At 70.2% G+C, this 25652-nt stretch carries 23 protein-coding genes; 8 read left to right on the forward strand and 15 right to left on the reverse strand.

Annotated features, from left to right (window positions below; translation table 11 throughout):
* Positions 1-41: 41 nt before the first annotated feature.
* The gene (locus ACFWWR_RS28995) at positions 42-662 is read right to left on the reverse strand and encodes a heme-copper oxidase subunit III (RefSeq protein ID WP_383867281.1); all 621 of its coding nucleotides are present in this window, start codon (positions 660-662) and stop codon (positions 42-44) included.
* Between the two features lie 178 nt (positions 663-840).
* On the opposite strand from ACFWWR_RS28995, the gene ACFWWR_RS29000 reads away from it, so the two are divergent.
* Positions 841-1242 (forward strand): hypothetical protein, encoded by a 402-nt coding sequence (locus tag ACFWWR_RS29000; RefSeq protein ID WP_383867279.1) that lies wholly within the window; start codon positions 841-843, stop codon positions 1240-1242.
* A 9-nt stretch (positions 1243-1251) separates the two neighbouring features.
* Here the strand turns inward: ACFWWR_RS29000 and ACFWWR_RS29005 are convergent, their stop codons facing one another.
* From ACFWWR_RS29005 to coxB, 4 genes are all read right to left on the reverse strand, one after another.
* On the reverse strand, positions 1252-2514 hold the full coding sequence (locus ACFWWR_RS29005) for an Ig-like domain-containing protein (RefSeq protein ID WP_383867277.1): 1263 nt from the start codon (positions 2512-2514) through the stop codon (positions 1252-1254).
* Between the two features lie 130 nt (positions 2515-2644).
* Positions 2645-3043, reverse strand: coding sequence for a cytochrome c oxidase subunit 4 (locus ACFWWR_RS29010; protein ID WP_383867275.1), 399 nt, complete (start codon positions 3041-3043; stop codon positions 2645-2647).
* On the reverse strand, positions 3040-4782 hold the full coding sequence (gene ctaD, locus ACFWWR_RS29015; protein ID WP_383867273.1) for a cytochrome c oxidase subunit I: 1743 nt from the start codon (positions 4780-4782) through the stop codon (positions 3040-3042). Before ctaD ends, ACFWWR_RS29010 begins: the two co-directional genes overlap by 4 nt.
* A complete protein-coding gene (gene coxB, locus ACFWWR_RS29020) occupies positions 4779-5738 on the reverse strand; it encodes a cytochrome c oxidase subunit II (protein ID WP_383867271.1) in 960 nt (319 codons plus the stop codon). The genes ctaD and coxB overlap by 4 nt, the downstream gene beginning before the upstream one ends.
* Positions 5739-6008: 270 nt before the next feature.
* Between coxB and ACFWWR_RS29025 the strand changes: the two genes are divergently transcribed.
* Positions 6009-7385 carry a cysteine desulfurase/sulfurtransferase TusA family protein gene (locus tag ACFWWR_RS29025; protein ID WP_384306147.1) on the forward strand — a complete coding sequence of 459 codons (1377 nt, stop codon included), beginning with the start codon at positions 6009-6011 and terminating at the stop codon, positions 7383-7385.
* A 1-nt stretch (position 7386) separates the two neighbouring features.
* On the opposite strand, the gene ACFWWR_RS29030 is transcribed toward ACFWWR_RS29025, so the two are convergent.
* A complete protein-coding gene (locus ACFWWR_RS29030; protein WP_383867267.1) occupies positions 7387-8361 on the reverse strand; it encodes a carbohydrate kinase family protein in 975 nt (324 codons plus the stop codon).
* A 149-nt stretch (positions 8362-8510) separates the two neighbouring features.
* Between ACFWWR_RS29030 and ACFWWR_RS29035 the strand changes: the two genes are divergently transcribed.
* On the forward strand, positions 8511-8720 hold the full coding sequence (locus ACFWWR_RS29035) for a hypothetical protein (RefSeq protein ID WP_383867265.1): 210 nt from the start codon (positions 8511-8513) through the stop codon (positions 8718-8720).
* Positions 8721-8869: 149 nt separating this feature from the next.
* Positions 8870-10765 carry a hypothetical protein gene (locus tag ACFWWR_RS29040; protein WP_384306150.1) on the forward strand — a complete coding sequence of 632 codons (1896 nt, stop codon included), beginning with the start codon at positions 8870-8872 and terminating at the stop codon, positions 10763-10765.
* An 84-nt stretch (positions 10766-10849) separates the two neighbouring features.
* Here ACFWWR_RS29040 and ACFWWR_RS29045 read toward each other — a convergent pair whose 3' ends face one another.
* Complete coding sequence (locus ACFWWR_RS29045) at positions 10850-11206, reverse strand: iron-sulfur cluster assembly accessory protein (RefSeq protein WP_030582488.1); 357 nt, start codon at positions 11204-11206, stop codon at positions 10850-10852.
* A gap of 256 nt (positions 11207-11462) precedes the next feature.
* Here ACFWWR_RS29045 and nadA point away from each other — a divergent pair, with 256 nt between their 5' ends.
* Positions 11463-12647, forward strand: a complete 1185-nt coding sequence (gene nadA, locus ACFWWR_RS29050) for a quinolinate synthase NadA (RefSeq protein WP_383867261.1) — start codon at positions 11463-11465, stop codon at positions 12645-12647.
* 18 nt (positions 12648-12665) lie between these two features.
* Here nadA and ACFWWR_RS29055 read toward each other — a convergent pair whose 3' ends face one another.
* From ACFWWR_RS29055 to ACFWWR_RS29080, 6 genes are all read right to left on the reverse strand, one after another.
* Positions 12666-14915, reverse strand: a complete 2250-nt coding sequence (locus ACFWWR_RS29055) for a protein kinase (protein ID WP_384306152.1) — start codon at positions 14913-14915, stop codon at positions 12666-12668.
* Between the two features lie 111 nt (positions 14916-15026).
* On the reverse strand, positions 15027-18155 hold the full coding sequence (locus tag ACFWWR_RS29060) for an efflux RND transporter permease subunit (protein ID WP_384306154.1): 3129 nt from the start codon (positions 18153-18155) through the stop codon (positions 15027-15029).
* 162 nt (positions 18156-18317) lie between these two features.
* A complete protein-coding gene (locus tag ACFWWR_RS29065; RefSeq protein ID WP_383867255.1) occupies positions 18318-19001 on the reverse strand; it encodes a response regulator in 684 nt (227 codons plus the stop codon).
* Positions 18998-20227, reverse strand: coding sequence for a sensor histidine kinase (locus ACFWWR_RS29070; protein ID WP_383867253.1), 1230 nt, complete (start codon positions 20225-20227; stop codon positions 18998-19000). Before ACFWWR_RS29070 ends, ACFWWR_RS29065 begins: the two co-directional genes overlap by 4 nt.
* Positions 20228-20347: 120 nt before the next feature.
* Positions 20348-20626 (reverse strand): hypothetical protein, encoded by a 279-nt coding sequence (locus ACFWWR_RS29075; RefSeq protein ID WP_383867251.1) that lies wholly within the window; start codon positions 20624-20626, stop codon positions 20348-20350.
* A 31-nt stretch (positions 20627-20657) separates the two neighbouring features.
* Positions 20658-21425: a PspA/IM30 family protein gene (locus ACFWWR_RS29080; RefSeq protein WP_384306189.1), complete on the reverse strand. Its 768-nt coding sequence runs from the start codon at positions 21423-21425 to the stop codon at positions 20658-20660.
* Between the two features lie 283 nt (positions 21426-21708).
* Between ACFWWR_RS29080 and ACFWWR_RS29085 the strand changes: the two genes are divergently transcribed.
* Entirely contained in the window at positions 21709-22338 is a 630-nt protein-coding gene (locus ACFWWR_RS29085) for a DUF3043 domain-containing protein (RefSeq protein WP_383867249.1), read from the forward strand.
* A gap of 80 nt (positions 22339-22418) precedes the next feature.
* Positions 22419-23120 carry a methyltransferase domain-containing protein gene (locus ACFWWR_RS29090; RefSeq protein WP_383867247.1) on the forward strand — a complete coding sequence of 234 codons (702 nt, stop codon included), beginning with the start codon at positions 22419-22421 and terminating at the stop codon, positions 23118-23120.
* A 59-nt stretch (positions 23121-23179) separates the two neighbouring features.
* Here ACFWWR_RS29090 and ACFWWR_RS29095 read toward each other — a convergent pair whose 3' ends face one another.
* Positions 23180-23392 carry a hypothetical protein gene (locus ACFWWR_RS29095; protein ID WP_383867245.1) on the reverse strand — a complete coding sequence of 71 codons (213 nt, stop codon included), beginning with the start codon at positions 23390-23392 and terminating at the stop codon, positions 23180-23182.
* A gap of 264 nt (positions 23393-23656) precedes the next feature.
* On the opposite strand from ACFWWR_RS29095, the gene ACFWWR_RS29100 reads away from it, so the two are divergent.
* Positions 23657-24859, forward strand: coding sequence for a bifunctional adenosylcobinamide kinase/adenosylcobinamide-phosphate guanylyltransferase (locus ACFWWR_RS29100; protein WP_383867243.1), 1203 nt, complete (start codon positions 23657-23659; stop codon positions 24857-24859).
* Here ACFWWR_RS29100 and ACFWWR_RS29105 read toward each other — a convergent pair.
* A complete protein-coding gene (locus tag ACFWWR_RS29105) occupies positions 24783-25634 on the reverse strand; it encodes a class I SAM-dependent methyltransferase (protein WP_383867241.1) in 852 nt (283 codons plus the stop codon). The genes ACFWWR_RS29100 and ACFWWR_RS29105 overlap by 77 nt on opposite strands.
* Positions 25635-25652 lie beyond the last annotated feature (18 nt).

Consider the following 25652-nt stretch of genomic DNA (forward strand, 5'->3'; position numbering starts at 1 on the left):
TTCTGCGTCGATGCTTCTGGAATGTGCGGGAACGGGCCCGACTACTTGATCATGTAGATCGTGGCGAAGAGGCCGATCCAGACGACATCGACGAAGTGCCAGTAGTAGGACACGACAATGGCCGCGGTCGCCTGCTCGTGCGTGAACCTCTTCGCCGCGTACGTGCGGCCGAGGACGAACAGGAAGGCGATGAGGCCGCCCGTCACGTGCATGCCGTGGAAGCCGGTGGTCAGGTAGAACACCGAGCCGTACGGGTCGGAGGAGAGCGAGAGCCCGTCCTTCTTGACCAGCTCGGTGTACTCGTACACCTGACCGCCGATGAAGATCGCACCCATGGTGAAGGTGACGATGAACCACATCCGGAGCTTCTTCACGTCACCGCGCTCGGCGGCGAACACGCCGAGCTGACAGGTGAGGGAGGAGAGCACCAGGATCGTGGTGTTGGTCGCAGAGAACGGGAAGTTCAGACTGTGCGCCATCTCCTTCCAGTGATCAGGACCCGTCACCGATCGCAGGGTGAAGTACATCGCGAAGAGGGCCGCGAAGAACATCAGCTCGGAACTCAGCCAGATGATGGTTCCGACGCTGGTGAGGTTCGGCCGGTTGACCGACGGGTGCGCGTGCCCGGTTTCTACTGTCGTTGCTGTCGCCACGACCGACATTATGTCGGTCGCTTATCCCGCCCTCACTCCCGGGGGTGCCGTTCGGAGTGTTCGTAGCGTGTGTACTGCCCGTATGGCCCAGGCAAGGGGTGTTCCCACAGGTGTTGACCGGGTGGCCAAGGGAGTAGCATCCGCCGCATCGGTCCTGTCCGTACGACGCTGACGTCCCGGAGGAAGCATGCAGCCGACTGCCACGGTGCTGGTCTACAGCGACGACTCCAACACCCGCGAGCAGGTGCGGTTGGCCACCGGGCGCCGGCCCGCTCCTGATGTCCCGGTGGTGGAGTTCGTCGAGTGCGCGACTCCGGCGGCCGTACTCAAGGAACTGGACAGGGGCGGCATCGACGTCTGCGTCCTGGACGGCGAGGCCGTGCCCATGGGGGGCATGGGTCTGTGCCGTCAGATCAAGGACGAGATCTTCAACTGTCCGCCGGTGCTGCTGCTGATCGGCCGGCCGCAGGATGCGTGGCTCGCCACCTGGAGCCGCGCGGAGGCGGCTGTGACGCTGCCGGTGGACCCGGTGGAGTTCGCGGCGGCGCTTGCCTCGCTGCTGCGGCACAAGAGCGCCCTGAGCGCCTGACCGGGCTTCTCAGACCGACTGGGGCCGCAGCCTCGCCCGGTCCTGCGGACTGGTGCCGTTGGGGGTGCCTGCGGCCAGGGCGCTGCCGTTGCGCCACTTGTCCCAGCCGAGGTTCCAGTCGCCGAAGCCGTTGCCGAAGCTCTCCATCGTGTGGCCGAACGAGTTGATGACCTGGACCACGTCGCCCTCGCGGACGGTGTTGAAGAACCAGGCCGCGTTGGCGGTGCTCATGCCGGTGCAGCCGTGGCTGACGTTGGCGGAGCCCTGGGAGCCGACGGACCAGGGGGCGGCGTGGACGTACTCGCCGCTCCAGGTGACGCGGGTGGCGTAGTAGACCGGGAGGTCGTAGGACTCCGCGGAGCCCTCGGCTATGCCGATGCTGGTGCCGCGCATGCGTACGAAGTACTCCTTGCCCAGTACGACCTTGACGCCGTTGCGGGTCTCGAAGCCGGGCTTGCCGGTGGTGACCGGGATCTCCTTGATGACCTCGCCGTTCTTGTAGACCGCCATCGAGTGCGAGGCGGCGTCGGTCACCGCGATGACGCGGTCACCCGTGGTGATCTTCAGCGGCTTGACCTTGCCGCCCCACAGCCGGTCGCTGATCTTGATGCCGTCCAGGTTGCTGCGGACCTGGATGGTGGCGTCGGAGGGCCAGTACTCCTTGGGACGGTAGTGGAGCTCCTTGTCGTCCACCCAGTGCCAGGCGCCGTCCGCGGCGGGCATGGAGTCGACCCTGAGGGCGCTCTCGATGACGGCCCGCTGGGCCTTGTCCTTGACGGGCATGCTCAGTTCGGCCGTGATGGGCTGGCCGACGCCGTACTTGGCGGCCTTGGGCCCGAAGGTCACCTTCAGCCGCTTCTTGCTGTGGGGCTTGCCGGTGTCGAAGCTGAGGACCCGGCGGCCGGGTGCCCCGTCCTCGTCCTCGGTGCTCACCCGGACCGTGTAGTGGGCGTTGGCGGCCAGCGGGGTGGTGCTGTGCCAGCGGCCGCCGTCGGCGGAGAGTTCGCCGGCCAGGTACCGCCCCGCCGCGTCTATCGCGGTGACGTCCGTGATGCGGCCGTCGTCGTCCTCGGCGATGACTTCCAGGGGCTTGTCCGGGTCGGCCTTCTTCCCGTCGCCGGTGAGGCCGCTGAAGGAGATCTGGTCCGTCGCGTCGTACGGCGTGGCGGATAGCGGGTCGCCGTCGCTGCCGCAGGCGGTGACGCCCGCTCCGAGGGCGATCACCAGCAGCGTGCAGCTGACGACGGTACGGGTGCGGGGTGCGTGGCTCATGGCCTCACGCTAGGGAGAGTCGTCAAGGGCGGCGCGCCGGATGACTCGTACGAGTGACACGCATTGCGGCAAAAGCAGGAGCCCGGACACTCCTGGCGGAGTGTCCGGGCTCCTGAGAGCTCAGCTCGTGCTACTGGGTGCGGTTCTCACCGCGGTAGTACTCGAAGACCCAGCCCCACAGACCGATCATGAGCAGCGGCGCCGAGAAGTACAGCAGCCACCAGCCGATCGCGACCGACAGGAAGCCGAGGGCGCCTCCGACCGCGAGGGAGAGCGGCTGCCAGCTGTGCGGGCTGAAGAACCCGACCTCGCCGGCGTCGTCCGCGACGTCCGCTTCCTTGTTGTCCTGCGCGCCCGCGTCGATCCGCCGGGCCGTGAAGCCCAGGTAGAAGCCGATCATGATGGACAGGCCGAAGGCCAGGAAGAGGGCCGTGGTGCCGGCCGGCTCCTTCGACCACACGCCATAGACGATCGCCATGATGAGGATGAAGACGCTCAGCCAGATGAACATCCTGCCCTGGATCTTCACTTGCCGGCCTCCTTGCCGCCGTTGCCGGCCAGCGCCTTGTCACCGTGAGGCGCGTTCTCGAGCTGGTCGAGAGCGGCGATCTCGGGGTGGTGCAGGTCGAACGCCGGGGATTCGCTGCGGATCCGCGGCAGGGTGAGGAAGTTGTGCCGCGGGGGCGGGCAGGAGGTCGCCCACTCCAGCGAGCGGCCGTAGCCCCACGGGTCGTCGACGCCGACCGGCTTGCCGTACTTGGCCGTCTTCCACACGTTGTAGAGGAACGGCAGGATCGACAGGCCGAGCAGGAAGGAGCTGATCGTCGAGATCGTGTTCAGGGCGGTGAAGCCGTCGGCCGCGAGGTAGTCCGCGTAACGACGGGGCATGCCCTCGGCACCCAGCCAGTGCTGGACCAGGAAGGTGCCGTGGAAGCCGATGAACAGCGTCCAGAACGTGATCTTGCCGAGGCGCTCGTCGAGCATCTTGCCGGTGAACTTCGGCCACCAGAAGTGGAAGCCGGAGAACATCGCGAAGACGACGGTGCCGAAGACGACGTAGTGGAAGTGCGCCACCACGAAGTACGAGTCGGAGACGTGGAAGTCCATCGGCGGCGAGGCCAGGATGACACCGGTCAGACCACCGAAGGTGAAGGTGATCAGGAAGCCGGTGGCCCAGAGCATCGGGGTCTCGAAACTCAAGGACCCCTTCCACATCGTTCCGATCCAGTTGAAGAACTTCACGCCCGTCGGCACGGCGATGAGGAACGTCATGAAGGAGAAGAACGGCAGCAGTACACCGCCGGTGACGTACATGTGGTGCGCCCACACCGTCACGGACAGGCCCGCGATGGAGATGGTCGCCGCGATCAGGCCCATGTAGCCGAACATCGGCTTGCGGGAGAACACCGGGATCACTTCCGAGATGATCCCGAAGAACGGCAAGGCGATGATGTACACCTCTGGATGGCCGAAGAACCAGAAGAGGTGTTGCCACAGCAACGCGCCGCCGTTGGCGGAGTCGAAGATGTGGGCGCCGAACTTGCGGTCCGCCTCCAGCGCGAACAGCGCGGCGGCCAGAACCGGGAAGGCCAGCAGGACCAGGACCGCGGTCAGCAGCACGTTCCACACGAAGATCGGCATGCGGAACATGGTCATGCCCGGGGCGCGCATGCAGATGATGGTGGTGATGAAGTTGACCGCGCCGAGGATGGTGCCGAAGCCGGAGAAGGCCAGACCCATGATCCACAGGTCGGCGCCGATACCCGGCGAGCGGACCGCGTCGGAGAGCGGGCTGTAGGCGAACCAGCCGAAGTCGGCCGCGCCCTGCGGGGTGAGGAAGCCGCCGACCGCGATCGTCGAGCCGAACAGGTACAGCCAGTAGGCGAACATGTTCAGCCGCGGGAACGCCACGTCGGGCGCGCCGATCTGCAGCGGCATGATCCAGTTCGTGAAACCGGCGAACAGTGGCGTCGCGAACATCAGCAGCATGATCGTGCCGTGCATCGTGAACGCCTGGTTGAACTGCTCGTTCGACATGATCTGCAGGCCCGGACGGGCCAGCTCGGCGCGCATGAACAGCGCCATCACGCCGCCGATCATGAAGAACGCGAACGACGTGACCAGGTACAGCGTGCCGATCGTCTTGTGGTCAGTGGTGGTGAGCCACTTGATGACGACTTCGCCACGCCGCTGGCGCCGGACCGGCAGCTCGTCCTCGTAGTGGGAGCCTGCTGCCGCGGCACCCTGAGGTTCGTTGAGGATGCTCACAGGTTGTTCGTCTCCCGGTTCTTCTCGTGGCTCGTCTGCGCGATGCCGGCGGGAATGTAACCGGTCTGCCCCTTCTTGGCGAGGTCCTTGAGGTGCTGCTCGTAGCGCTCGGGGGAGACGACCTTCACGTTGAACAGCATCCGGGAGTGGTCGACGCCGCACAGTTCGGCGCACTTGCCCATGAAGGTGCCCTCCTTGTTGGGGGTCACCTCGAAGGCGTTGGTGTGGCCCGGGATGACGTCCTGCTTCATGAGGAACGGCACCACCCAGAAGGAGTGGATGACGTCACGCGAAGTGAGGACGAAGCGGACCGTCTTGCCCTTGGGCAGCCAGAGGGTCGGGCCGGGGTTGCCGGTCTGGGGGTTCCGCGTCTTGGGCGTGCCGACGTCGTAGACGCCGCCGGCGTTCGCCGGGAAGTCCGTCTTGAACCGGTCCGGAATCGCGTCCAGGTTCTTGTCGGTCTTCGCGTCACCCGTGGAACCCTCGACGGGCTCGACGTAGTTGAAGCCCCAGCTCCACTGGAAGCCGACGACGTTGATCGTGACGTCGGGCTCCTTCTTGAGGCTGAGGAGCTTCGACTCGTCGCGGGCCGTGAAGTAGAAGAGGACCGAGACGATGATGAGCGGGACCACGGTGTACAGCGCCTCGATGGGCATGTTGTACCGGGTCTGCGGAGGGACCTCGACCTTGGTGCGGGTGCGCCGGTGGAATATCGCACTCCAGAGGATCAGGGCCCACACCAGCACGCCGACGGCGAGCGCGGCAGCCCAGGACCCCTGCCACAGGGAGAGGATCCGCGGAGCCTCTTCCGTGGTCGGGGTGGGCATACCAAGGCGGGGAAAGTCCTTGTATGTGCAACCGGTCGCGGTCGCCAGGACCAGGCCGGCGGTCATTGCCTGCAGCAGCTTCCGCCGCATCGGGCGCCGCGGCGAGCGGTCGGAGCCGTTGGGACTCACGTAGCGCCTTCCCGAGAGTCTCGCCCGCGCGGTTGAGCTGCGGCCTTCTCGCTGGTCGGTCGCCGCCCTGCGTCGGGCAGGGGTTTGGATGTTTATGCGGACCAAACCCTAGCCGACGCGATTTGGGGGTGCGCGGGGAGGGGGGCGCAACGCGCCGCGGGTTGTGCGGGGCGCCCAGTAGCGCGGGAGGTTCTGTCAGTTGGCGGCTGCGGGTGTGCGTGGTTTCCCGCGCAGTTCCCCGCGCCCCTTCAGGGCGCTTAGCGTTGGGGTGTGTCCTACTTCGATGCCGCTTCCGCCGCTCCTCTTCATCCCGTTGCACGTCAGGCGCTGCAGGCGTCGCTCGACGAGGGGTGGGCGGATCCGGCGCGTCTGTACCGGGAGGGGCGGCGGGCGCGGATGTTGCTGGACGCGGCGCGGGAGGCGGCGGCCGAAGCCGTCGGGTGCCGGCCGGACGAGCTGGTGTTCACCTCCTCCGGTACTCGCGCGGTGCATTCCGGGGTCGCCGGGGCGCTGGCGGGGCGCCGCCGGGCGGGACGCCACCTGATCGTGTCGGCGGTCGAACACTCTTCGGTACTCCATTCGGCGGAGGTGTTCGAGGCGGACGGCGGGTCGGTGACCGAGGTGCCGGTGCTGCGGTCGGGGGCGGTGACCGTGGGGTCGTACGAGGAGGCCCTGCGGCCCGACACCGCGCTGGCCTGCCTTCAGTCGGCCAACCACGAGGTGGGGACCGAGCAGCCGGTGGCTGCCGTCGCCGAGGTGTGCCGGGCGGCCGGGGTGCCGTTGCTGGTCGACGCGGCGCAGTCGCTGGGGTGGGGGCGGGTCGAGGGCGACTGGTCACTGCTGGCGGCGAGCGCGCACAAGTGGGGCGGGCCGTCGGGGGTCGGGGTGCTCGTGGTGAGGAAGGGTGTGCGGTACGCCCCTCAAGGGCCCGTGGACGAGCGGGAGTCGGGGCGGGCGGCCGGGTTCGAGAACATTCCCGCGATCGTGGCGGCGGCGGCGTCGCTGCGGGCGGTGCGGGCCGAGACGGCGCGGGAGGCGGTACGGCTGCGGGAGCTGACGGACCGGATCCGGGCACGGGTGCCGCGGCTGGTGCCGGACGTGGAGGTGGTCGGCGATCCGGAGCGGCGGCTGCCCGGTGTCGTCACCTTCTCCTGTCTCTATGTCGACGGGGAGACACTGCTGCACGAGCTGGACCGTGCCGGTTTCTCCGTCTCGTCCGGATCCTCCTGCACGAGCAGCACGCTGACGCCCAGCCATGTGCTGCGGGCGATGGGGGTGCTGAGTGAGGGAAACGTGCGGATCTCGCTGCCGCTCGGGACACCGGAGGAGGACGTCGAGCGGTTCCTGGACGTGCTGCCGGGGGCGGTGGCGGCGGTACGGGAGAAGCTGGGAGCGCCGGTCGCCGAGGCGGTCGTGCGTGACGACGCCCTAGTCGTGGACTCCCTGGGCAAGCGCTGCCCGATCCCGGTCATCGAGCTGGCCAAGGTCATCGGCGAGGTGCCGGTGGGCGGCATCGTCCGGGTCCTGTCGGACGACGAGGCCGCGCGGCTGGACATTCCGGCCTGGTGCGAGATGCGGGGCCAGGAGTACGTCGGTGAGGAGCCGGCGGACCGGGGTTCGGCCTTCGTGGTCCGCCGGCTCTCCTGACTCAGCCCAGGTGCGCCTGGACCTCGGCGGCGGCGTCATGGCCGTACGCCTTGGTGAAGCGGTCCATGAAGTGGGCCCGGCGCAGCTGGTACTCCTGGGTGCCGACCGTCTCGATGACGAGCGTGGCGAGCATGCAGCCCACCTGGGCGGCGCGCTCCAGGGTAACGCCCCAGGCCAGGCCGGAGAGGAAGCCGGCGCGGAAGGCGTCGCCGACGCCGGTGGGGTCGGCCTTGCGCTCCTCCTCCGCGCAGCCGACGACGATCGGCTTCTCGCCGACCCGCTCGATGCGGACGCCCTGTGCGCCGAGCGTGGTGACGCGGTGGCCGACCTTGGACAGGATCTCCTCGTCGGTCCAGCCCGTCTTGGACTCGATGAGGCCCTTCTCGTACTCGTTCGAGAAGAGGTACGTCGCTCCGTCCAGCAGTATCCGGATCTCGTCGCCCCCCATGCGGGCGATCTGCTGGGAGAAGTCGGCGGCGAAGGGGATGGACCGGGAGCGGCACTCCTCGGTGTGGCGGAGCATCGCCTCCGGGTCGTCGGCGCCGATCAGCACCAGGTCGAGGCCATCGACACGGTCGGCGACCGTCTTGAGCTCGATCTGGCGGGCCTCGCTCATGGCACCCGTGTAGAAGGATCCGATCTGGTTGTGGTCGGCGTCCGTGGTGCACACGAAGCGGGCGGTGTGCAGCGTCTCGGAGATGCGCACCGAGGCGGTGTCGACCCCGTGCCGGTCCAGCCAGGCACGGTACTCGTCGAAGTCGAAGCCCGCGGCTCCGACCAGGATCGGCTTGGTGCCGAGCTGGCCCATGCCGAAGGCGATGTTGGCGCCGACGCCGCCCCGGCGGACGTCGAGGTTGTCGACCAGGAAAGAGAGCGAGACCGTGTGCAGTTGGTCCGCGACGAGCTGGTCGGCGAAGCGGCCGGGGAAGGTCATGAGGTGGTCGGTGGCGATGGAGCCGGTGACTGCGATGCGCACGGCGTTGACTCTCCTGTGGGGAGACAGATTGACGGTTCACGCTATCTGGTCGGCGCGGGGCTCTGCGAGACGCCGGAGACGCTGGAGCGGCCAAAACTACCCGATAGTAGATCTTTCTTGGCAGGGTCGACCGTGCCTACGGTGCCGCTATGACGAACATCGATGTCCATGCTCCCCTCGCGGCCGACCTGGACGGCGACCTGGCGTCGCTGCGCGGCGACTGTGCGCGGATGGCTCCCCACTGGGCGGTTCCCGACCGGATCACCGCCCTTCCGGTCTCCCCTTCGCTCATCCACGGCGTGACCGTGCCCCCGGCGTCGGCACGGTTGCTGGACGCGATGTCGGAGTACGGCGACTGAGGCAGCGCCTTTCAGGGAACCGCGCGCTCCCCCGCTGCGTCCCATCGGCGTCCCCCGTAAAGGGGATGCGGGATACGACCCGTGAGCCGACCTCTTTGACAGGGTCGGGTCAGGGTCATGGACGTAAGCACAGCTGAAGGAGCGATGCGGTGAACACCGAGCGACCCGACCACGACGACGTCGGCCCGGAGGACGGCTCCGCCGAGAAGGCCGGTACGCCGCGGGACGCCGATGACACCACCGGGCCCGCTGCGGAGGAGGGTTCGTCCGAGCGGGAGCAGGCCGCGGAAGCCGGTGCCGATGAGGCCTCCTCGGAGCAGGAGGAAGCCCCGGAAGCCGATGACCCGGCCTCGGAGCAGGAGGCCTCGGCGGATGCCCCCGGGGCCGACGCGGATGCCCTCGGGACCGGCGCGGATGCCCCCGGGGGCGACGCAGCCCCCGCTCCCGCCCCGGACGCTTCCTCCGCCCCTGACGCCGACGGGTCTCCTTCTCCCGACACCGACGTGTCTCTCTCTGCGGGCGCCGACGTGTCCCCCGCTGCGGGCGCCGACGCGTCCGAGAGTGACGCCCCCGACGGGGACCACCGGCCCCGCCGCCGCCCCACTCTGGTGGCCGCCTCCGTCGCCGCCGCCGTACTGCTGGTCGGGGGTGGTGGGGCGTACCTCGCCACCAGCGCCTCCGGGGGTTCCGAGGGCCGTACGTCGTCCGGGGCCGGCGGTGACGGCACTCCCCCGCCGCTCTCCCTCGAGGGCTACTCCGAGGGCGGCGGTTCGAACGGCATCGCGCCCGGCGAGCCCAACCCGTACGGCGTCACGTACCGCGCCGACGGCACGCTTCCCGACGGTCCCGGCTCGGCGCCCGTGTACCGGTCGGGCGGCACCGTCACCGAGGAGCAGGCGGCCGCGCTGGCGAAGGCGCTGGGCGTCGAGGGGAAGCCGGTGGTCCAGGGGCAGGCCTGGCGGGTCGGGGCGAAGGACGGTTCGGGGCCGAGCCTGCAGGTGAACAGGCAGGCGCCGGGCAGCTGGACCTTCCATCGGTACGTGCCCGGTCCCGATGCCTGCCAGAGCGAGACCGTGTGTGCGAGCGACCCCGTCGACCCGTCCGTGGACCCGGTGAGCGAGGCGGTCGCGAAGAAGGCGGCCGCGCCGGTCCTGAAGGCGGTGGGTCAGGACGACGCGAAGCTGGACGCGAGCCAGGTCGCGGGTGCCCAGCGGGTCGTGAACGCCGACCCCGAGGTCGGCGGGCTGCCCACCTACGGCTGGACGACCGGCGTCACCGTCGGCGCGCAGGGTGAGGTGGTGGGCGCCAACGGCCAGTTGAAGGCGCCGGTGAAGGGGGACACGTATCCCGTGCTGAGCGCGGAGAAGACGCTGGGCCTGATGAACGCGGCTCCGGGGACCGACCACCGCATGGGCATCGGCGGCTGTGCGAGCCCCGTACCGCTGAAGGACCGGCTGGAAGCTCCGTGCGGAGAGTCCACCGGCGTGCCGAAGGCGGAGAAGAAGGAGACGATCACGGTCGAGAAGGCCGTGTTCGGGCTGGCGTCGCACCTGGTGGACGGACGGCAGACGCTGGTGCCGTCCTGGCTGTTCGAGGTGCGGGCGGCGGGCGCGCGGGACACGTTCGAGGTGACGCATCCGGCTGTCGACCCCACGTACCTGACCTCGACCACTCCCACCGCGCAGCCGACCGCGCCCTCGGCACGGCCGAGCGCGCCGGGCGATGAGCCGACGGCCGCGCCGGCCACCCGGGACGTCCAGGTCGAGGGCTACACGGCCGAGGGAACGGAACTGACCGTGAGCTTCACGGGCGGGGTGTGCGCCGACTACAAGGCGACGGCCGACGCGGGCACGGACGAGGTGACGGTCACGGTGACCGAGACGCCCTGGCCGGACAAGGTCTGCATCATGATCGCCAAGGTGTATCACCAGGCCGTGCAGCTGGAGGAGCCGCTCGGCGACCGCAAGGTCGTGGGGACGGACGGCAAGGAGATCCCGCTGGAGAAGGCGGGGGCGCGGCTCCCGGAGACGTCCGGGGCGCGCTGATACGGCCTCGGACATGCGCGAAGGCGGCGGCCCTGTCGGAGGGGGCCGCCGCCTTCCTGTCACTCGGCGATCCAGCTGTGGGGCTTAGCTGAAGGAGTCGCCGCAGGCGCAGGAACCCGTCGCGTTCGGGTTGTCGATCGTGAAGCCCTGCTTCTCGATGGTGTCGACGAAGTCGATGGACGCGCCGCCCAGGTACGGGGCGCTCATGCGGTCGGTGACGACCTTGACACCGCCGAAGTCCTTGACCACGTCGCCGTCGAGGGAACGCTCGTCGAAGAAGAGCTGGTAGCGCAGGCCGGAGCAGCCGCCGGGCTGAACGGCGACGCGCAGGGCCAGGTCGTCACGGCCTTCCTGGTCGAGCAGGGCCTTGACCTTCGCCGCGGCGGCGTCGGACAGGATGATGCCGTCGGTGACGGTGCTGGTCTCGTCCGATACGGACATCTACATCTCTCCCGGGTTGTACGGAGACTGCTTGCCGACGGTTGCAACCGACGGGGCCGCGGATTCATTCCGGGCCGGGGACGTGTCTTTCCCTCTTACCCATTCATGCTCGCACACCCGCGCTGAAGCGAACAGCGGCCACCCGGGCTGCCTGCGGGATTCATGTCACATCGACGTTATGACCATCGTCAAAGTGACGTGAAGCGGGTTATGATAGATAAGGTCAGTTCGACGAAAAGTAGAAAGGGTGCGTGTCGTGACCACCGCCCAGACCACGGAGCTCGACGTACAGCCGACTCCGCTCGCCCTGTTGCTGCTCGGCCGCGAGGCCGACCCGAAGAGCGAGCGGGGCGTCGAGTGCCCCGGCGACCTGCCATCGCCCTCCGACCCCGACCTGGTGGAGCGCGCCCGCGCGGCCAAGGAGAAGCTCGGCGACAAGGTGTTCGTCCTCGGCCACCACTACCAGCGCGACGAGGTCATCCAGTTCGCCGACGTCACGGGCGACTCCTTCAAGCTGGCCCGGGACGCGGCAGCGCGCCCGGAGGCCGAGTACATCGTGTTCTGCGGTGTGCACTTCATGGCGGAGTCGGCCGACATCCTGACGTCCGACGACCAGAAGGTGGTCCTGCCCGACCTCGCGGCAGGCTGCTCGATGGCCGACATGGCGACGGCCGAGCAGGTCGCGGAGTGCTGGGACGTGCTGACCGAGGCCGGCATAGCCGAGCAGGTCGTGCCCGTCTCGTACATGAACTCCTCCGCGGACATCAAGGCGTTCACCGGCAAGCACGGCGGCACCATCTGCACGTCGTCGAACGCCCAGCGGGCCCTTGAGTGGGCCTTCGAACAGGGCGAGAAGGTCCTCTTCCTGCCCGACCAGCACCTCGGCCGCAACACCGCCGTGCGGGACATGGGCATGACGCTGGAGGACTGCGTCCTCTACAACCCGCACAAGCCGAACGGCGGCCTGACCGCCGAGCAGCTGCGCGACGCGAAGATGATCCTGTGGCGGGGCCACTGCTCGGTGCACGGTCGCTTCAGCCTGGAGTCGGTCGAGGACGTCCGCGCCCGGATCCCCGGCGTGAACGTGCTCGTCCACCCCGAGTGCAAGAACGAGGTCGTGGCGGCGGCCGACTACGTCGGTTCGACCGAGTACATCATCAAGGCCCTGGAGGCCGCCCCGGCCGGTTCCAAGTGGGCCATCGGGACCGAGCTGAACCTCGTACGCCGCCTGGCGAACCGTTTCGCTCCCGAGGGCAAGGAGATCGTCTTCCTCGACAAGACGGTCTGCTTCTGCTCGACGATGAACCGCATCGACCTCCCCCACCTGGTGTGGACCCTGGAGTCCCTCGCCGAGGGCAACCTGGTCAACCGCATCGAGGTCGACAAGGAGACCGAGGCGTTCGCGAAGCTGGCGCTGGAGCGGATGCTGGCGCTGCCGTAGCCCTGCTCCCGGCCCCGTTCACTCCGACGCGGGTTTCCGCTCGGGGTGGGCGGGGTCGAGGCTGAAGACGGTGCCGTCGGGGGTGGCGACGACCAGGGCCCCTTCGTGGAGACGCACCTTGACGGTCCAGCCGGAGTCGAACCGTTCGGCCCGCGGCAGGGTCTCCCACAACACCGTCCCCTTCCGCGCGTCGAGCGCCCCCACCCGGCCGCTGGCACTGCCCAGGTAGAGGGTGCGGGTCTGCGGGTCGTACAAGGCCGGGCCCGGTTGTTCCAGGCTGGTCGCGGTCTGCCACAGCGGTTTGCCCGTGCGGGCCGACACGGCGGTCACCTGTCCGGTGGAGGTGGCGAACCAGAGGGTGCCGCCCGCCAGTGTCACTTCCCCCGAGTACTGCTCGGCCAGCTTCGTGGTGCTGCCCGCGCCGGTGTCCGGGTCCACCAACCGGATCCGGGCGTACGGGGCGTCCTCGCCGATCTGCATGTTTCCCTCCCCGTCCCGGGGCGACTCCAGGAAGAGCAGCCGGCCGTCGAAGACCCCGAGCAGAGCGGCGTCGCTCGTTCCCTTCAGCCGGCGGCCCGAACCGTCGGCCCGGTCCAGTTCCGTGACCACGAGGTCCTGCGTTTCCATCGAGTCGAGGACGCACTGCAGGTACAGACGCTCCGCGGCCTGCGTGAAGCCGCAGACGTGCTCGGCGGGCAGGGGTGCCGTCCAGCGCTCGGCACCGGTGCGCGGCGAGCGGGCGGTCACCGAGCGGCCGTCGGCGTCCGGTGTCAGGACGAGGTCGCCAGAGGCGATCACTTCGACCCAGTCGTCGTTCACCGTGCGGTGCCACAGCCGGTCACCGGTCTCGACGTCGAGGGCGAGGACACTGGTCGTGTCGTCGTCGGCGTCGTCCGGTTGGAAGAGCTGCTGGACCAGCACCGCGTCGTCCCGGACGCCGAGAAGCGTGAAGGTGTACGTCCCTTCGACGCCGCCGGACGGCGCCGCGGCGGCCCGCCAGACGGTCTCGCCGGTCAGCCCGTTCAGGCGTACGGGAAGGATGCCGTCGCCGGTGCAGTAGGCGGCGCCCTCGTACATCTGGCAGTCCGGCCCGCCCCGCATCCCGCCGCCGCCCGCCTCCGGCGCCTTCTTCACACCGCGTGCGGCGGTCTCGTAGACCGTCGTCACCCACGGCCTCCAGCCGCTGGGCAGTGCCGTCCACCGTGAGGTCGCGGACGGCGTGGGGGTCGCTCCGTCGCCGCTGTCCGCCCAGCCCGGGTCGAGCAGCAGGTAGGCCGTCAGTCCGAGGACGACGGCGCCGACCGTGCCGGTCGCGGCAAGCAGCGGGCGGAGACGGCGGCTTCGGCGGCCGGGGCGGGTGGTTCCGGCCGGGTCGGCGAGGGTCCCGGGGCGGGTGTCCGGCGTGGCCGGCAGCCCCTCCGGGCGCAGCGACACGGTGGCCAGGTCGCCCGCGTCGGGTTCGGGCAGGGCGGTGGCGAACTCCCGGGCCAGCTCGTCGAGTCCGGGCCGGTCCGTCGCCTCCTTGGCCAGACAGCGCTCCAGGATCCCGCGCAGCGGCTGCCCCACCCCGTCCAGCACGGGGTCGTCGTGGACCACCCGGTAGGCCGTCAGATAGGGGCTGTCGGCGTCGAAGGGCCCCCGCCCGGTCGTCGCGTAGACCAGGAGCGCCCCGAGGGAGAAGACGTCGGAGGCCGGGCCGACCGTGCGGGCGTCGGTGAGCTGCTCCGGGGACATGAACGGCGGGGTGCCGATCATCTGGCCGGTCTCGGTCAGCGTGTTGTGGTTCTCCACCGCGCGGGAGATGCCGAAGTCGATGACGCGGGGGCCGTCCTCGGCCATCAGGACGTTCGCCGGCTTCAGGTCCCGGTGCACCACGCCGGCGCGGTGGATGTCCCGCAGGGCCTCCACCAACCCCAGCGCCAGCTGCCGGAGTTCGCCACCTCGGAGCGCGCCCCGGTCGCGGATCCGCTGGGCGAGCGACCACCCGGGCACGTACTGGGTCGCCATCCAGGGCCGGGCCGCCTCCGGATCGGCGTCCACGACCGGTGCGGTGAAGACGCCGCTCACCTTGCGGACGGCCTCGATCTCCTGCCGGAACCGGGTGCGGAAGACGGCGTCCTCGGCGTACTGGGCGTGCACCACCTTGACGGCGACCTCACGGCCCGACCTCGATCTGCCCCGGTAGACGGCTCCCATGCCGCCGGCTCCGAGTCGGTCGACCAGCTTGTACCCGCCGATCGACTTCGGGTCGTCCCTGTGCAGTGGCACCGTCCGAATTCCCTTCCCCCGTAAAGCTGTTCGGGGCACAGGATACGTACCGAGACACGGCGGAGGCCGGGCAGCGAACCGTGGGGTCCGCTGCCCGGCCTCCCCGGACGGTCACACGGACGCGGGCTCCGGCTCGTCCGAGGACGCCTGCCGGGACGGCAGCCCGGCCTTCTTCGCCCCCTTCGCCTCGCGCTTCTTCGCCCGGCGCTCCTTGCGGAGCTCCAGCATCGCGTACAGCGTGGGAACGAGCAGCAGGGTCAGCAGCGTCGACGTGACCAGGCCGCCGATCACGACCACCGCGAGCGGCTGGGCGATGAAGCCGCCCTCGCCGGTGACGCCCAGGGCCATGGGGAGCAGGGCGAAGATCGTCGCCAGGGCCGTCATCAGGATCGGGCGGAGACGGTGGCGGCCGCCCTCGACGACCGCCTCGACGACGCCGTATCCCTGGTTCCTGTACTGGTTGATGAGGTCGATCAGCACGATCGCGTTCGTCACCACGATGCCGATCAGCATCAGCATGCCGATCATCGCGGGGACGCCCATCGGGGTGCCCGTGATCACCAGCAGGCCGATCGCGCCGGTCGCGGCGAACGGGACGGAGACCAGCAGGATCAGCGGCTGGGCCAGCGAGCGGAAGGTCGCGACCAGCAGCATGAACACGATCGCGATCGCCGCGAGCATCGCCAGGCCCAGGTTCTTGAACGCGTCGTCCTGGTCCTGGGAGACCCCGCCGATCTCGGCCGTGGCGCCCGCCGGGAGCTTCAGGGCGTCGAGCTTCGACGTCAGGTCGGCGCTCACCGCACCCGTGTTGTCGCCGGTCGGCTTCGCGGTGATGGTGGCCGCCCGCCGGCCGTCGATGCGGGTCATGGACACCGGGGCGTCGACCAGCCGCACGGTGGCGATGTCGGCGAGCTTCACCGGGCCCAGCCGAAGGGCCTTGAGCTCGGCCAGCGTCCTGGCCGGCTTCGCCGACTTGATGACGATGTCCCGCTCGGTGTCGTCCAGGATCGCCTTGGCGGCGATGGTGCCGCGTACGGCCTGGGTGACGGCCGCCCCGAGGGTCTGGTCGTCGAAGCCGGCGGCCGCCGCCTCCGAGTTGGCCTTGACCGAGATGCGCGGCACGCTCTGCGACAGGTCACTGGTGGCGTCCGTGACGTCGTCCAGACCGGCGACGGCCTTGCGGACCTCCTCGGCGGCCTCGCGCAGCACGCCGCCGTCGGCGGCTTTGACGACCACGCTGAGGTCCTGGTTGCCGAAGCCGTCACCGGCGGCGACGGTGGTGGTGCCGATGCCGGACAGCTGGTGCAGGCCCTTTTCGATGCTGTCCTGGACGTCCTCGTACGACGCCGAGTCGTCCAGCATCACCTGGTAGGACGCCTGGTTGGAGTCCGTGCCGCCGCCGAAGGCCGCCAGGAAGCCGGAGGAGCCGATGGTGACCTGGTAGTCCTTGACGCCCTTGGTGTCGGCGAGCAGTTTCTCGACCTTCTGGGCCTGCTCGTCGGTGGCCGCCAGGCTGGTGCCCGGCTTCAACTCCTGCTTGACGGTGAGGACTTCCTGCTCGCCCTGGTCGAAGAAGTTCGTCTTCAGCAGCGGGGCCATGCCGAACGTGCCGACGAGGATCACGGCCGCGAGCGCCACGCTCGTCAGACGGCGGCGGGTGGCGAACCTCAGGACGGGGACGTAGAGGCGCTGGAGTTTGCTCTTCGCCTCCTTCTCCTCGGCCTTGCGGCGGGCTTCCTCGGCGTCCGCGGGGGTGCCCTTCGGGGCGCGCAGGAACCAGTACGACAGGACCGGCACGACCGTCAGCGACACCAGCAGCGAGGCCAGCAGGGCCGCCGTCACGGTCAGGCTGAACGAGCCGAACAGCTCGCCGACCATGCCGCCGACCAGGCCGATCGGCAGGAACACGGCCACCGTGGTGAGCGTCGAGGACGTCACCGCGCCGGACACCTCGCGGACCGCCTTGAGGATGGCGTCCTGGCGCTCCTCGCCGTACCCGAGGTGCCGCTTGATGTTCTCCAGCACCACGATCGAGTCGTCGACGACCCGGCCGATGGCGATGGTCAGCGCGCCGAGCGTGAGCATGTTCAGGGACAGGTCGCGCGTCCACAGCACGATCAGCGCGAGCACGACGGAGAGCGGGATGCTGACCGCCGTGACCAGCGTCGAGCGGATCGATGCCAGGAAGACCAGGATGACGAGGACCGCGAAGAGCAGTCCGAGGGCGCCCTCGGTGGTCAGGCCGTCGATGGCCTTGGAGACCGCGGGGCCCTGGTCGCTGACGACGGTGACGGAGGTGCCCGCGCCGAGGTCCCTGCGCATCTCGGACAGCTTGTCGTCGACCGCGTTCGAGATGGCGACCGCGCTGCCGTCGTGGTCCATGGTGACCGAGACGGCGAGGCTCGGCCTGCCGTCGGTGCGGGTGATGGAGTCGGCCGTGGCCTGCTGCTCCTCCACCGTGGCCACGTCACCCAGGCGTACGGGCTTCTTGGCGCCCTCACCGGTGAGCATCAGGTCCTGGATCTGCCGCAGCGAGGTGAAGCCGCCGCCGACCTGGACGGTGCGGTTGCTGCCGTCCTCGTCGAAGGAGCCGGCCGGGACGGTCGCGCCGCCCGCCCGGAGCGCCTGGGTGAGGGCCTGCGTGTTCAGGCCCGCCTTGGCGAGCTTCGCGTCGTCGGGGGTGGTGACGGTGACCTGGAGGTCCCGTACGCCGTCGACGGTGACCTGGCCGACGCCGTCGATGTCTTTGAGGTCCGGTACGACGGTCCGGTCGAGCCGGTCGGCCAGGGCCTGCTGGTCCTGGTCGGAGGTGACGGCGAGGACGACGGTCGGGATGTCGTCCGTGGAGCCCGCCACGACCTGCGGGTCCACGTCGTCCGGGAGCTGGACGCGGGCGCGGTTGACGGCCTGCTGGACGTCGGCGACGAGCTGCGCGGTGTCGTTGCCGTACTCGAAGGACGCCATGATCACGGCGTTGCCCTCACTGGCCGTGGAGGTGACGCCGCTGATGGCGTCCACGGCCTCGAGGTTGTCCTCGATGGGCTCGACGACCTGCTTCTCGACGACGTCGGGGGAGGCGCCCTGGTAGGGGGCGATCACCGACACGACCGGCAGTTCGATGGTGGGCAGGAGTTGCTGCTTCAGCTGCGGGATCGCGATCGCGCCGAACGCGAGCGCGATGATGGACATCAGGCCTATCAGGGCCCGTTGAGCGAGGCTGAATCTCGACAGCCAGGACATGGGTCAGGAATCTCTCTTCTGTGAGCGGCAGAAGTTCAGGAACGGCCGCACAGATGAGCGACCGCCCCTACACCCTGAGCCATCCGAGAGGGGTGATCCGTAGCCCCCAGGTCCATTTCCTTATGCGGCTCATACTCCGGCCGCAGTACGGGAGGGCTGAGGTCACTCCACCCTTGGACGTACCAGACCCGACTCGTACGCGATCACCACGAGCTGTGCCCGGTCCCGGGCGCCCAGCTTGGCCATGGCCCGGTTGACGTGCGTCTTCACCGTGAGCGGGCTGACTTCGAGCCGCCCGGCGATCTCGTCGTTGGAGTGGCCGCCCGCGACCTGGACCAGGACCTCGCGCTCCCGCACGGTCAGCGCGGCGAGGCGCTCCGCGCGGGCGGGGTCGCGCTCCTCGTCCCCCGCGTCGCCCTGGGCGAGGAAGCGGGCGATGAGGCCCTTCGTGGCGGCCGGGGACAGCAGCGCCTCGCCGCCGGCCGCGACCCGGATCGCGCTGAGGAGTTCCTCCGGCTCGGAGCCCTTGCCCAGGAAGCCGGAGGCGCCCGCGCGCAGCGACTGCACCACGTAGTCGTCGACCTCGAAGGTCGTCAGGATGACCACCCGGACATGGGCGAGCGAGGGGTCGGCGCTGATCATGCGGGTGGCCGCGAGGCCGTCGGTGCCCGGCATCCGGATGTCCATCAGGACGACGTCGGCCCGCTCCTCCTTGGTCAGCCGCACCGCCTCCGCGCCGTCGGACGCCTCGCCCACGACCTCCATGTCGGACTCGGAGTCGACGAGCACGCGGAATGCGCTGCGCAGCAGTGCCTGGTCGTCGGCGAGCAGGACACGGATGGTCATACGGATTCCCCCGGTTTTCCGGTGACGGCTGTGCGGGTCTTGATCGGCAGGATCGCATGGACGCGGAAGCCGCCTCCGTAGCGGGGACCGGTGGTGAGGGTGCCGCGCAGGGCGGTGACGCGCTCGCGCATGCCGAGCAGGCCGTGGCCGCCGACGGTCCCGGGGTCCTGTTCCTCGCCGGCGCCGTCGTCGAGGACGGTGATCTCGACGTTCGGTCCCACGCGTACGACGCTGACCTCGGCCTTTGCCGCGGTCCCGGCGTGCTTCTGCACGTTGGTGAGGGCTTCCTGGATGACCCGGTAGGCGGCCAGATCCACGGCGGCCGGCAGGGTGGTCCCGTGGTCCGCACGGGCCACCTCGACGTGCTGCCCCGCGCTGCGGAAGGTTCCGACGAGTTCGTCGAGCCGGGCCAGGCCGGGGGCGGGTTCGGTCGGTGCCTCCGGGTCGCCGGACTGGCGCAGCAGCCCGACGGTGGCGCGCAGTTCGTTCAGCGCCGAGCGGCTTGCCTCCCGTACGTGCGCCAGGGCCTCCTTGGCCTGGTCGGGCCGCTTGTCCATGACATGGGCGGCGACTCCGGCCTGGACGTTGACCAGGGCGATGTGGTGGGCGACGACGTCGTGCAGGTCGCGGGCGATGCGCAGGCGTTCCTCGGCGACCCGGCGGCGGGCCTCCTCCTCGCGGGTGCGCTCGGCCCGCTCGGCGCGCTCCCTTATGGCGTGGATGAAGGCGCGGCGGCTGCGGACGGCGTCGCCCGCGGTGGCGCCGATGCCGGTCCAGGCGAAGATCGCGAGGTTCTCCTGGGCGTACCACGGCAAGGGGCCGGCGAGCATGGAAGCGCCGGTGAGGACGGTCATGGTGAGCAGGCCGACGCGCCAGGTGGTGGGGCGGTCGGTGGAGGCGGCGACGGTGTAGAGGGCGATGACCGCGGACATCGCGACGGGGGCGCGGGGGTCGCTGGCGACGGCCGCGACGAGGGAGACCGTGCCGGTGAGGGCGAGGACCGTCAGGGGGGCTCGGCGTCGGAACACCAGCGCGGCGGCACCGAGGGCGATGAGGACCAGGCCGAGGGGGTCGGGCGTACGGAAGCCCCAGCTGACGTTGCGCTCTCCGTGCGGGTCCACGAACGAGCCGGCCACCATGCAGGCGAGTACGCCGGCCGCCAGGGCGGCGTCCAACGCCATGGGGTGCGCTTTGAGGTGACGCCGGGCGCGCTCGAGGATGCTCACGTCGGTCCAAGGTACGGGGGGCGTCGGATGACCGTCACCGAGGGCTCCGCCCCGGACCCCGGACCTATGCCCACCCACCACCGGTCTCGGTGGGACGAGATCTGGCTCCCGGCCTGGAGCTCACCCCGGGATCAGCCCGTCGTCCCGCAGCATCTCCCGTACCTCCTCCAGCGTCGCGTCCGGCGACGGGAGGATGAGTTCCGACGGCTCCAGGGAGTCGTCGGGCAGGGGTTCGCCCAGTTCGCGGACCTTGGCCAGCAGGGCTACCAGGGTGCGGCGGAAGCCGCTCCCGTCGCCGTTCTCCATTTCGGTCAGGAGCTCGTCGTCCAGCCTGTTCAGCTCGGTGAGGTGGCCGTCGGCCAGCCTCACCTGCCCCTCCCCCATGATCCGTACGATCATGTCGCCCTCCTCGGCGTGGGCCCCGGCCGGGTTACTGCTTGTCGAAGCGCGGGGTGTCCTGCGGCTGCTGCTGGGACTGCTGCTGGCTCGTGCCACCTTCGATGGCCTGCTGCCCGGACGTGCCTCCGGCCAGCTCCGCCTTCATGCGCTGCAGCTCCAGCTCTACATCCGTACCACCCGAGAGCCGGTCGAGCTCGGCCTGGATGTCGTCCTTGTGCATGCCGGACTGGTCGTCGAGCGCGCCGGAGGCCAGCAGTTCGTCGATGGCTCCCGCCCTCGCCTGGAGCTGGGCCGTCTTGTCCTCCGCGCGCTGAATCGCCAGGCCGACGTCGCCCATCTCCTCGGAGATGCCGGAGAACGCCTCCCCGATGCGGGTCTGTGCCTGCGCCGCGGTGTACGTGGCCTTGATCGTCTCCTTCTTGGTGCGGAAGGCGTCGACCTTGGCCTGGAGCCGCTGGGCCGCCAGGGTGAGCTTCTCCTCCTCGCCCTGGAGCGTGGAGTGCTGGGTCTCCAGGTCCGTCACCTGCTGCTGGAGCGCGGCACGGCGGGACAGCGCCTCGCGGGCGAGGTCCTCACGGCCCAGCGCGAGGGCCTTGCGGCCCTGGTCCTCCAGCTTGGAGGACTGGGACTGCAGCTGGTTCAGCTGGAGTTCGAGGCGCTTGCGCGAGGTCGCCACGTCGGCGACACCGCGGCGCACCTTCTGCAACAGCTCCAGCTGCTTCTGGTACGAGTAATCGAGGGTTTCGCGCGGGTCCTCGGCCCTGTCCAGGGCCTTGTTCGCCTTCGCGCGGAAGATCATCCCCATACGCTTCATGACACCGCTCATGGGCTTCGCGCGCCCCCTTCTGACGACTTACAGCTCCAGCTCTGCGACAGAACCCACAGTACGGGCCCTGCATCCATTACCGCACTGTTCGGGGACGGATGCGCTCATCCCCAAGGACGACTGACCAAGGCCCTGCTCCGGCGTAAGGAGTAGGTGACCATCAGGGTGAGCAGAGGTTCACCCGGCGTCCGCGTCCCCTTCTGTCCCCCTAGAGACGACCGGTGTTGCCGGATCGTTCCCCACCGGGCTGGGGTCCATGCCCCCGCACCCCGTACCCTTGGGTTTTGTGTTCCGTAGCCGCGCCAAGGATGAGAAGGCACCGGCCGCCGACAAGGCGCCGCTGACCGACTCCAAGCAGACCCGTGACCCGCAGGCCAAGAAGGGTCGCCCCACTCCCAAGCGGAGTGAGGCCCAGACCCAGCGCCGCAGCGTCGCCACCACGCCGACGTCGCGCAAGGAGGCCTCCAAGCGTCAGCGCGACGAGCGACGTGCGCAGATGGAGAAGCAGCGCCAGGCGCTCGCCGGCGGTGACGAGCGGTACCTCCCCGCGCGCGACAAGGGCCCGGTGCGCAAGTTCGCGCGCGACTTCATCGACTCGCGGTTCAACATCGCCGAGTTCTTCCTGCCGATGGCCGTGGTCATCCTCGTGCTGAGCATGGTGCGGGTGGGCGCGCTGCAGAGCATCGCGCTGCTGCTGTGGCTGGTCGTGATCGTGCTGATCGTGCTCGACTCGGTGCTTAGCGGGTTGCGTCTGAAGAAGCGGCTGGCCGAGCGCTTCCCGGACGCGAACAAGCGCGGTGCCGTCGCCTACGCGCTGATGCGCTCCCTGCAGATGCGCCGGCTCCGGCTGCCGAAGCCGCAGGTCAAGCGCGGAGAGCGGCCCTGAGCACTACGCCGTTCACCGGGGGCGCGGAGGTCTGGCTGGACAAGCTGGGCGGACTGCGGGACGTCGTACGACAGGAGCTGGTGGCCCGGCAGCTCGACGAGCAGATAGTCGGGCGGTTCCCGGTGGGGCGGCGCCTGCGGGTGCTCGACGTGGGGATGGGCCAGGGCACGCAGGCACTGCGGCTGGCCCGGGCCGGGCATCAGGTCACCGGCGTCGAGCAGGACAGCACCATGATCTCCGCCGCCCGGGAGGCTCTGGCCGCCGAACCGGAGGGGATCCGGGAGCGGGTGCGGCTCGTCCAGAGCGACGGCCGGGACACCGGGGTGCACTTCCTGCCGGGCAGCTTCGACGTCGTGCTGTGCCACGGCGTGCTGATGTACGTCGAGGAGCCGGATCCGCTGCTGGCGGGGCTGGCCCGGATGCTCGCCCAGGGCGGGCTGCTGTCGCTGCTCGTGCGCAACGCGGACGCGCTGGCCATGCGGCCGGGGCTGTCGGGCGACTGGGGCGGGGCGCTGGCCGCCTTCGACACCACCGCGTACACGAACCGTCTCGGACTCGACGTACGCGCCGACCGCCTGGCGACCCTGACCGCGACCCTCGCGGGCATCGGGGCACCGCTGCAGGCCTGGTACGGCGTCCGGGTCTTCACCGACACCGCGACGGACGGGGCGGAGATGCCGGACGACGTCGAGACACTGCTGACGGTCGAGGAGCGGGCCGGGCGGACCGATCCGTACCGGGGGGTCGCGGCGCTGCTGCACCTGTGCGGGGTGCGGGGCTGACCCACGCGAGCTGCGGGGATGACGAGAAGGGGCGGCCGGGGTCCGGCCGCCCCTTCCGGCTACGCCTCCTGGGCGTGCAGGCTCATCGGACCGTAGATCTTCGTACCGTCCTCGAACAGGTGCACCTGGTCCGCGCCGCCTTCGAGAAGATCCTTCCAGCACTCCCCGATCCAGGACTCGGCGTCCCCCTGCGTGGTGAACTCCTCCGGCACCACCGCGGGCTGCACCTCGCTGCCGTCGGACTTCTCGAACCGCCACGTCCATGCCGCCATGTACGCCTCCCTGATGTGAGCACACTGCACAGCGGGAACCGGATCTTGGTCCGGCTCCTGCCCGCAGCCTATTCGCTCGCTGGGTGAGCCGTTGGAAGACTGCGGGTCGTCGCACGACAGCGGATGGTCGTAGGACTGCGGGTCGCCGTGGGACTGCGGGTCGTGGTCATGGTGCGGGCCGTCCGGAGCCGGTCGCGCGCTCCCCGCGCCCCTCAGGGGCGTCCCAGTCGCGCAAGTCGGGCAGCGACCGGCGAGAATCGGGCTGTGGACGTTACTTTGCTCGGCACCGGCGGCCCTGCGGGGCTCCCTCGCCCCGACTGTCCCTGTGCTGCCTGCGCGGCTGCGCTCGGGGTGGATGCCCGGGCGGCGACCTCGTTGCTCGTGGACGGGACGCTGCTGCTCGATCTGACCCCCGGGGCGGCGTTCGCGGCAGCGCGGGCGGGGCGTTCGCTGGGCGGCGTGGCGCAGGTGCTGTTGTCGCATCCGCACGACGGGCCGGCGGTCGAGGTGCCGGCCGGGCTGCCGCAACCCGGACGGGTGCCGGACGGGCGGGAGTTGACGCTGCTGACGGGGCATCGGGTGCGGGCGGTGGCGATGGACGCGCCGGGGACCGGATACGCGGTGACCGGCCCCGACGGGCAGCGGTTGCTGTATCTGCCGCCCAAAGGAGCGCCGGCCGGGCTGGAGAACGGGTTCGCCGAGACCTACGACATGCTGCTCGCCGACGTCGTGGGGCGGCCGGACGCGCTCGCCAGGCTGCGGGCCGTGAGGGCGCTCGGGCCCACGACGGACGTGGTCGCCGTCCATCTCGACCACGACGTGCCGCCGGGGCCCGAGTTGCGGCGGCGGCTCGCCGCGGCAGGGGCGCGGGCCGTGCCGGACGGGACGACACTGACGGTCGGCGCCTACGAGGACGTACCGGATGTGCCGCGGCGGACGCTGGTGCTGGGCGGTGCCCGGTCCGGGAAGTCGGTGGAGGCCGAGCGGCGCCTGGAGCCCTTTCCGGAGGTGCTGTACGTCGCGACCGGCGGATCCCGGAACGGGGACGGCGAGTGGGCCGCGCGGGTCACCACGCACCGGGAGCGGCGGCCGGGCTCGTGGCGTACGGCCGAGACGTGCGACCTGGTGCCCCTGCTGAAGGACGACGGGCCGCCGCTGCTCATCGACTGTCTGTCCCTGTGGCTGACGGACGCCATGGACGCCGTCGGGGCGTGGGACGACGCGGAGTGGGCCGACGGCGGGGAGCGGGCGCTGCGGGCGCGGGTGCGGGACCTGACGGAGGCGGTGCGGACCACTCGGCGGACGGTCGTCGCCGTGTCGAACGAGGTCGGCTCCGGCATCGTCCCGGCCACCGCCTCCGGGCGGCGCTACCGGGACGAGCTCGGTCGCCTCAACGCGGCCTTCGCGGCCGAGTGCGAGCAGGTCCTGCTGGTCGTGGCGGGACAGGCACTGGTGCTACGGGGCTGACTTCGTCCTTGCGGGCGATCACGCGGTACGCGTTCGAGAAGCGGGTGCGGCGGAGAACGGGGGCCAGGGCGTGGTCCGTCGCCCTGGCCGCGGCCAGCAGGGCCGTGGTCACCCACGGGGGCAGGGACCTGGGCAGGACCTGGGACAGCGCGGACGACAGGTCGTGGGGGACGTGCGCCGCGCGGCGGTCCGTCGTGAGGATCGTGCAGCCCTGGGCCTCCAGTTCCGCGCGGAGGTCGTCCAGGGCCGTCAAAGGAGGGGCCCCGGGCCGGGGGTGGGCGTGCCACCGCTTGCCCAGGAGTCTCGCGAACGCGCAGCGCGGGTCCGGGAGTTCGAGGAGAAGGTGGCCGCCGGGGCGGAGCACGGTCAGGGCGGCGCGGAGTTCCGCGTGCGGGTCCGGGGTGTGCGGCAGGTGGTGGAGCAGGCTGACCACGTCGTAGCGGGCGCGGAGGCGGGCGGTGATCTGCGGGTCCGTCAGCCGGCCCAGGTGGGCCTCCTCGACGCGTTCCGCCCAGCGGGCCCACTCGACTCGGGGCGTGGTGTCCAGGCCGTCGAAGGACGTGTAGGGGAAGACCTCCCTGGCGGCCTCGGGGAAGAGTGCCTCGCCCGTGCCCACGTCCAGCCAGCTCTCCGGTTCGGGGAACCGCAGCATGGCCCGGGCGGTGGAACGAAGGCGCCGTACGGAGGGCGCGGGGGATGCTGACATGGCGGCTCCCGGAGACGTACGACATTCCGCTTCAAAGCGGAACGTATGGGATGCCGATCTTGAGTGCAACGACGTCGCGCGGTCGTC

Source organism: Streptomyces sp. NPDC058678 (genome assembly GCF_042714835.1).
Lineage (GTDB): Bacteria > Actinomycetota > Actinomycetes > Streptomycetales > Streptomycetaceae > Streptomyces.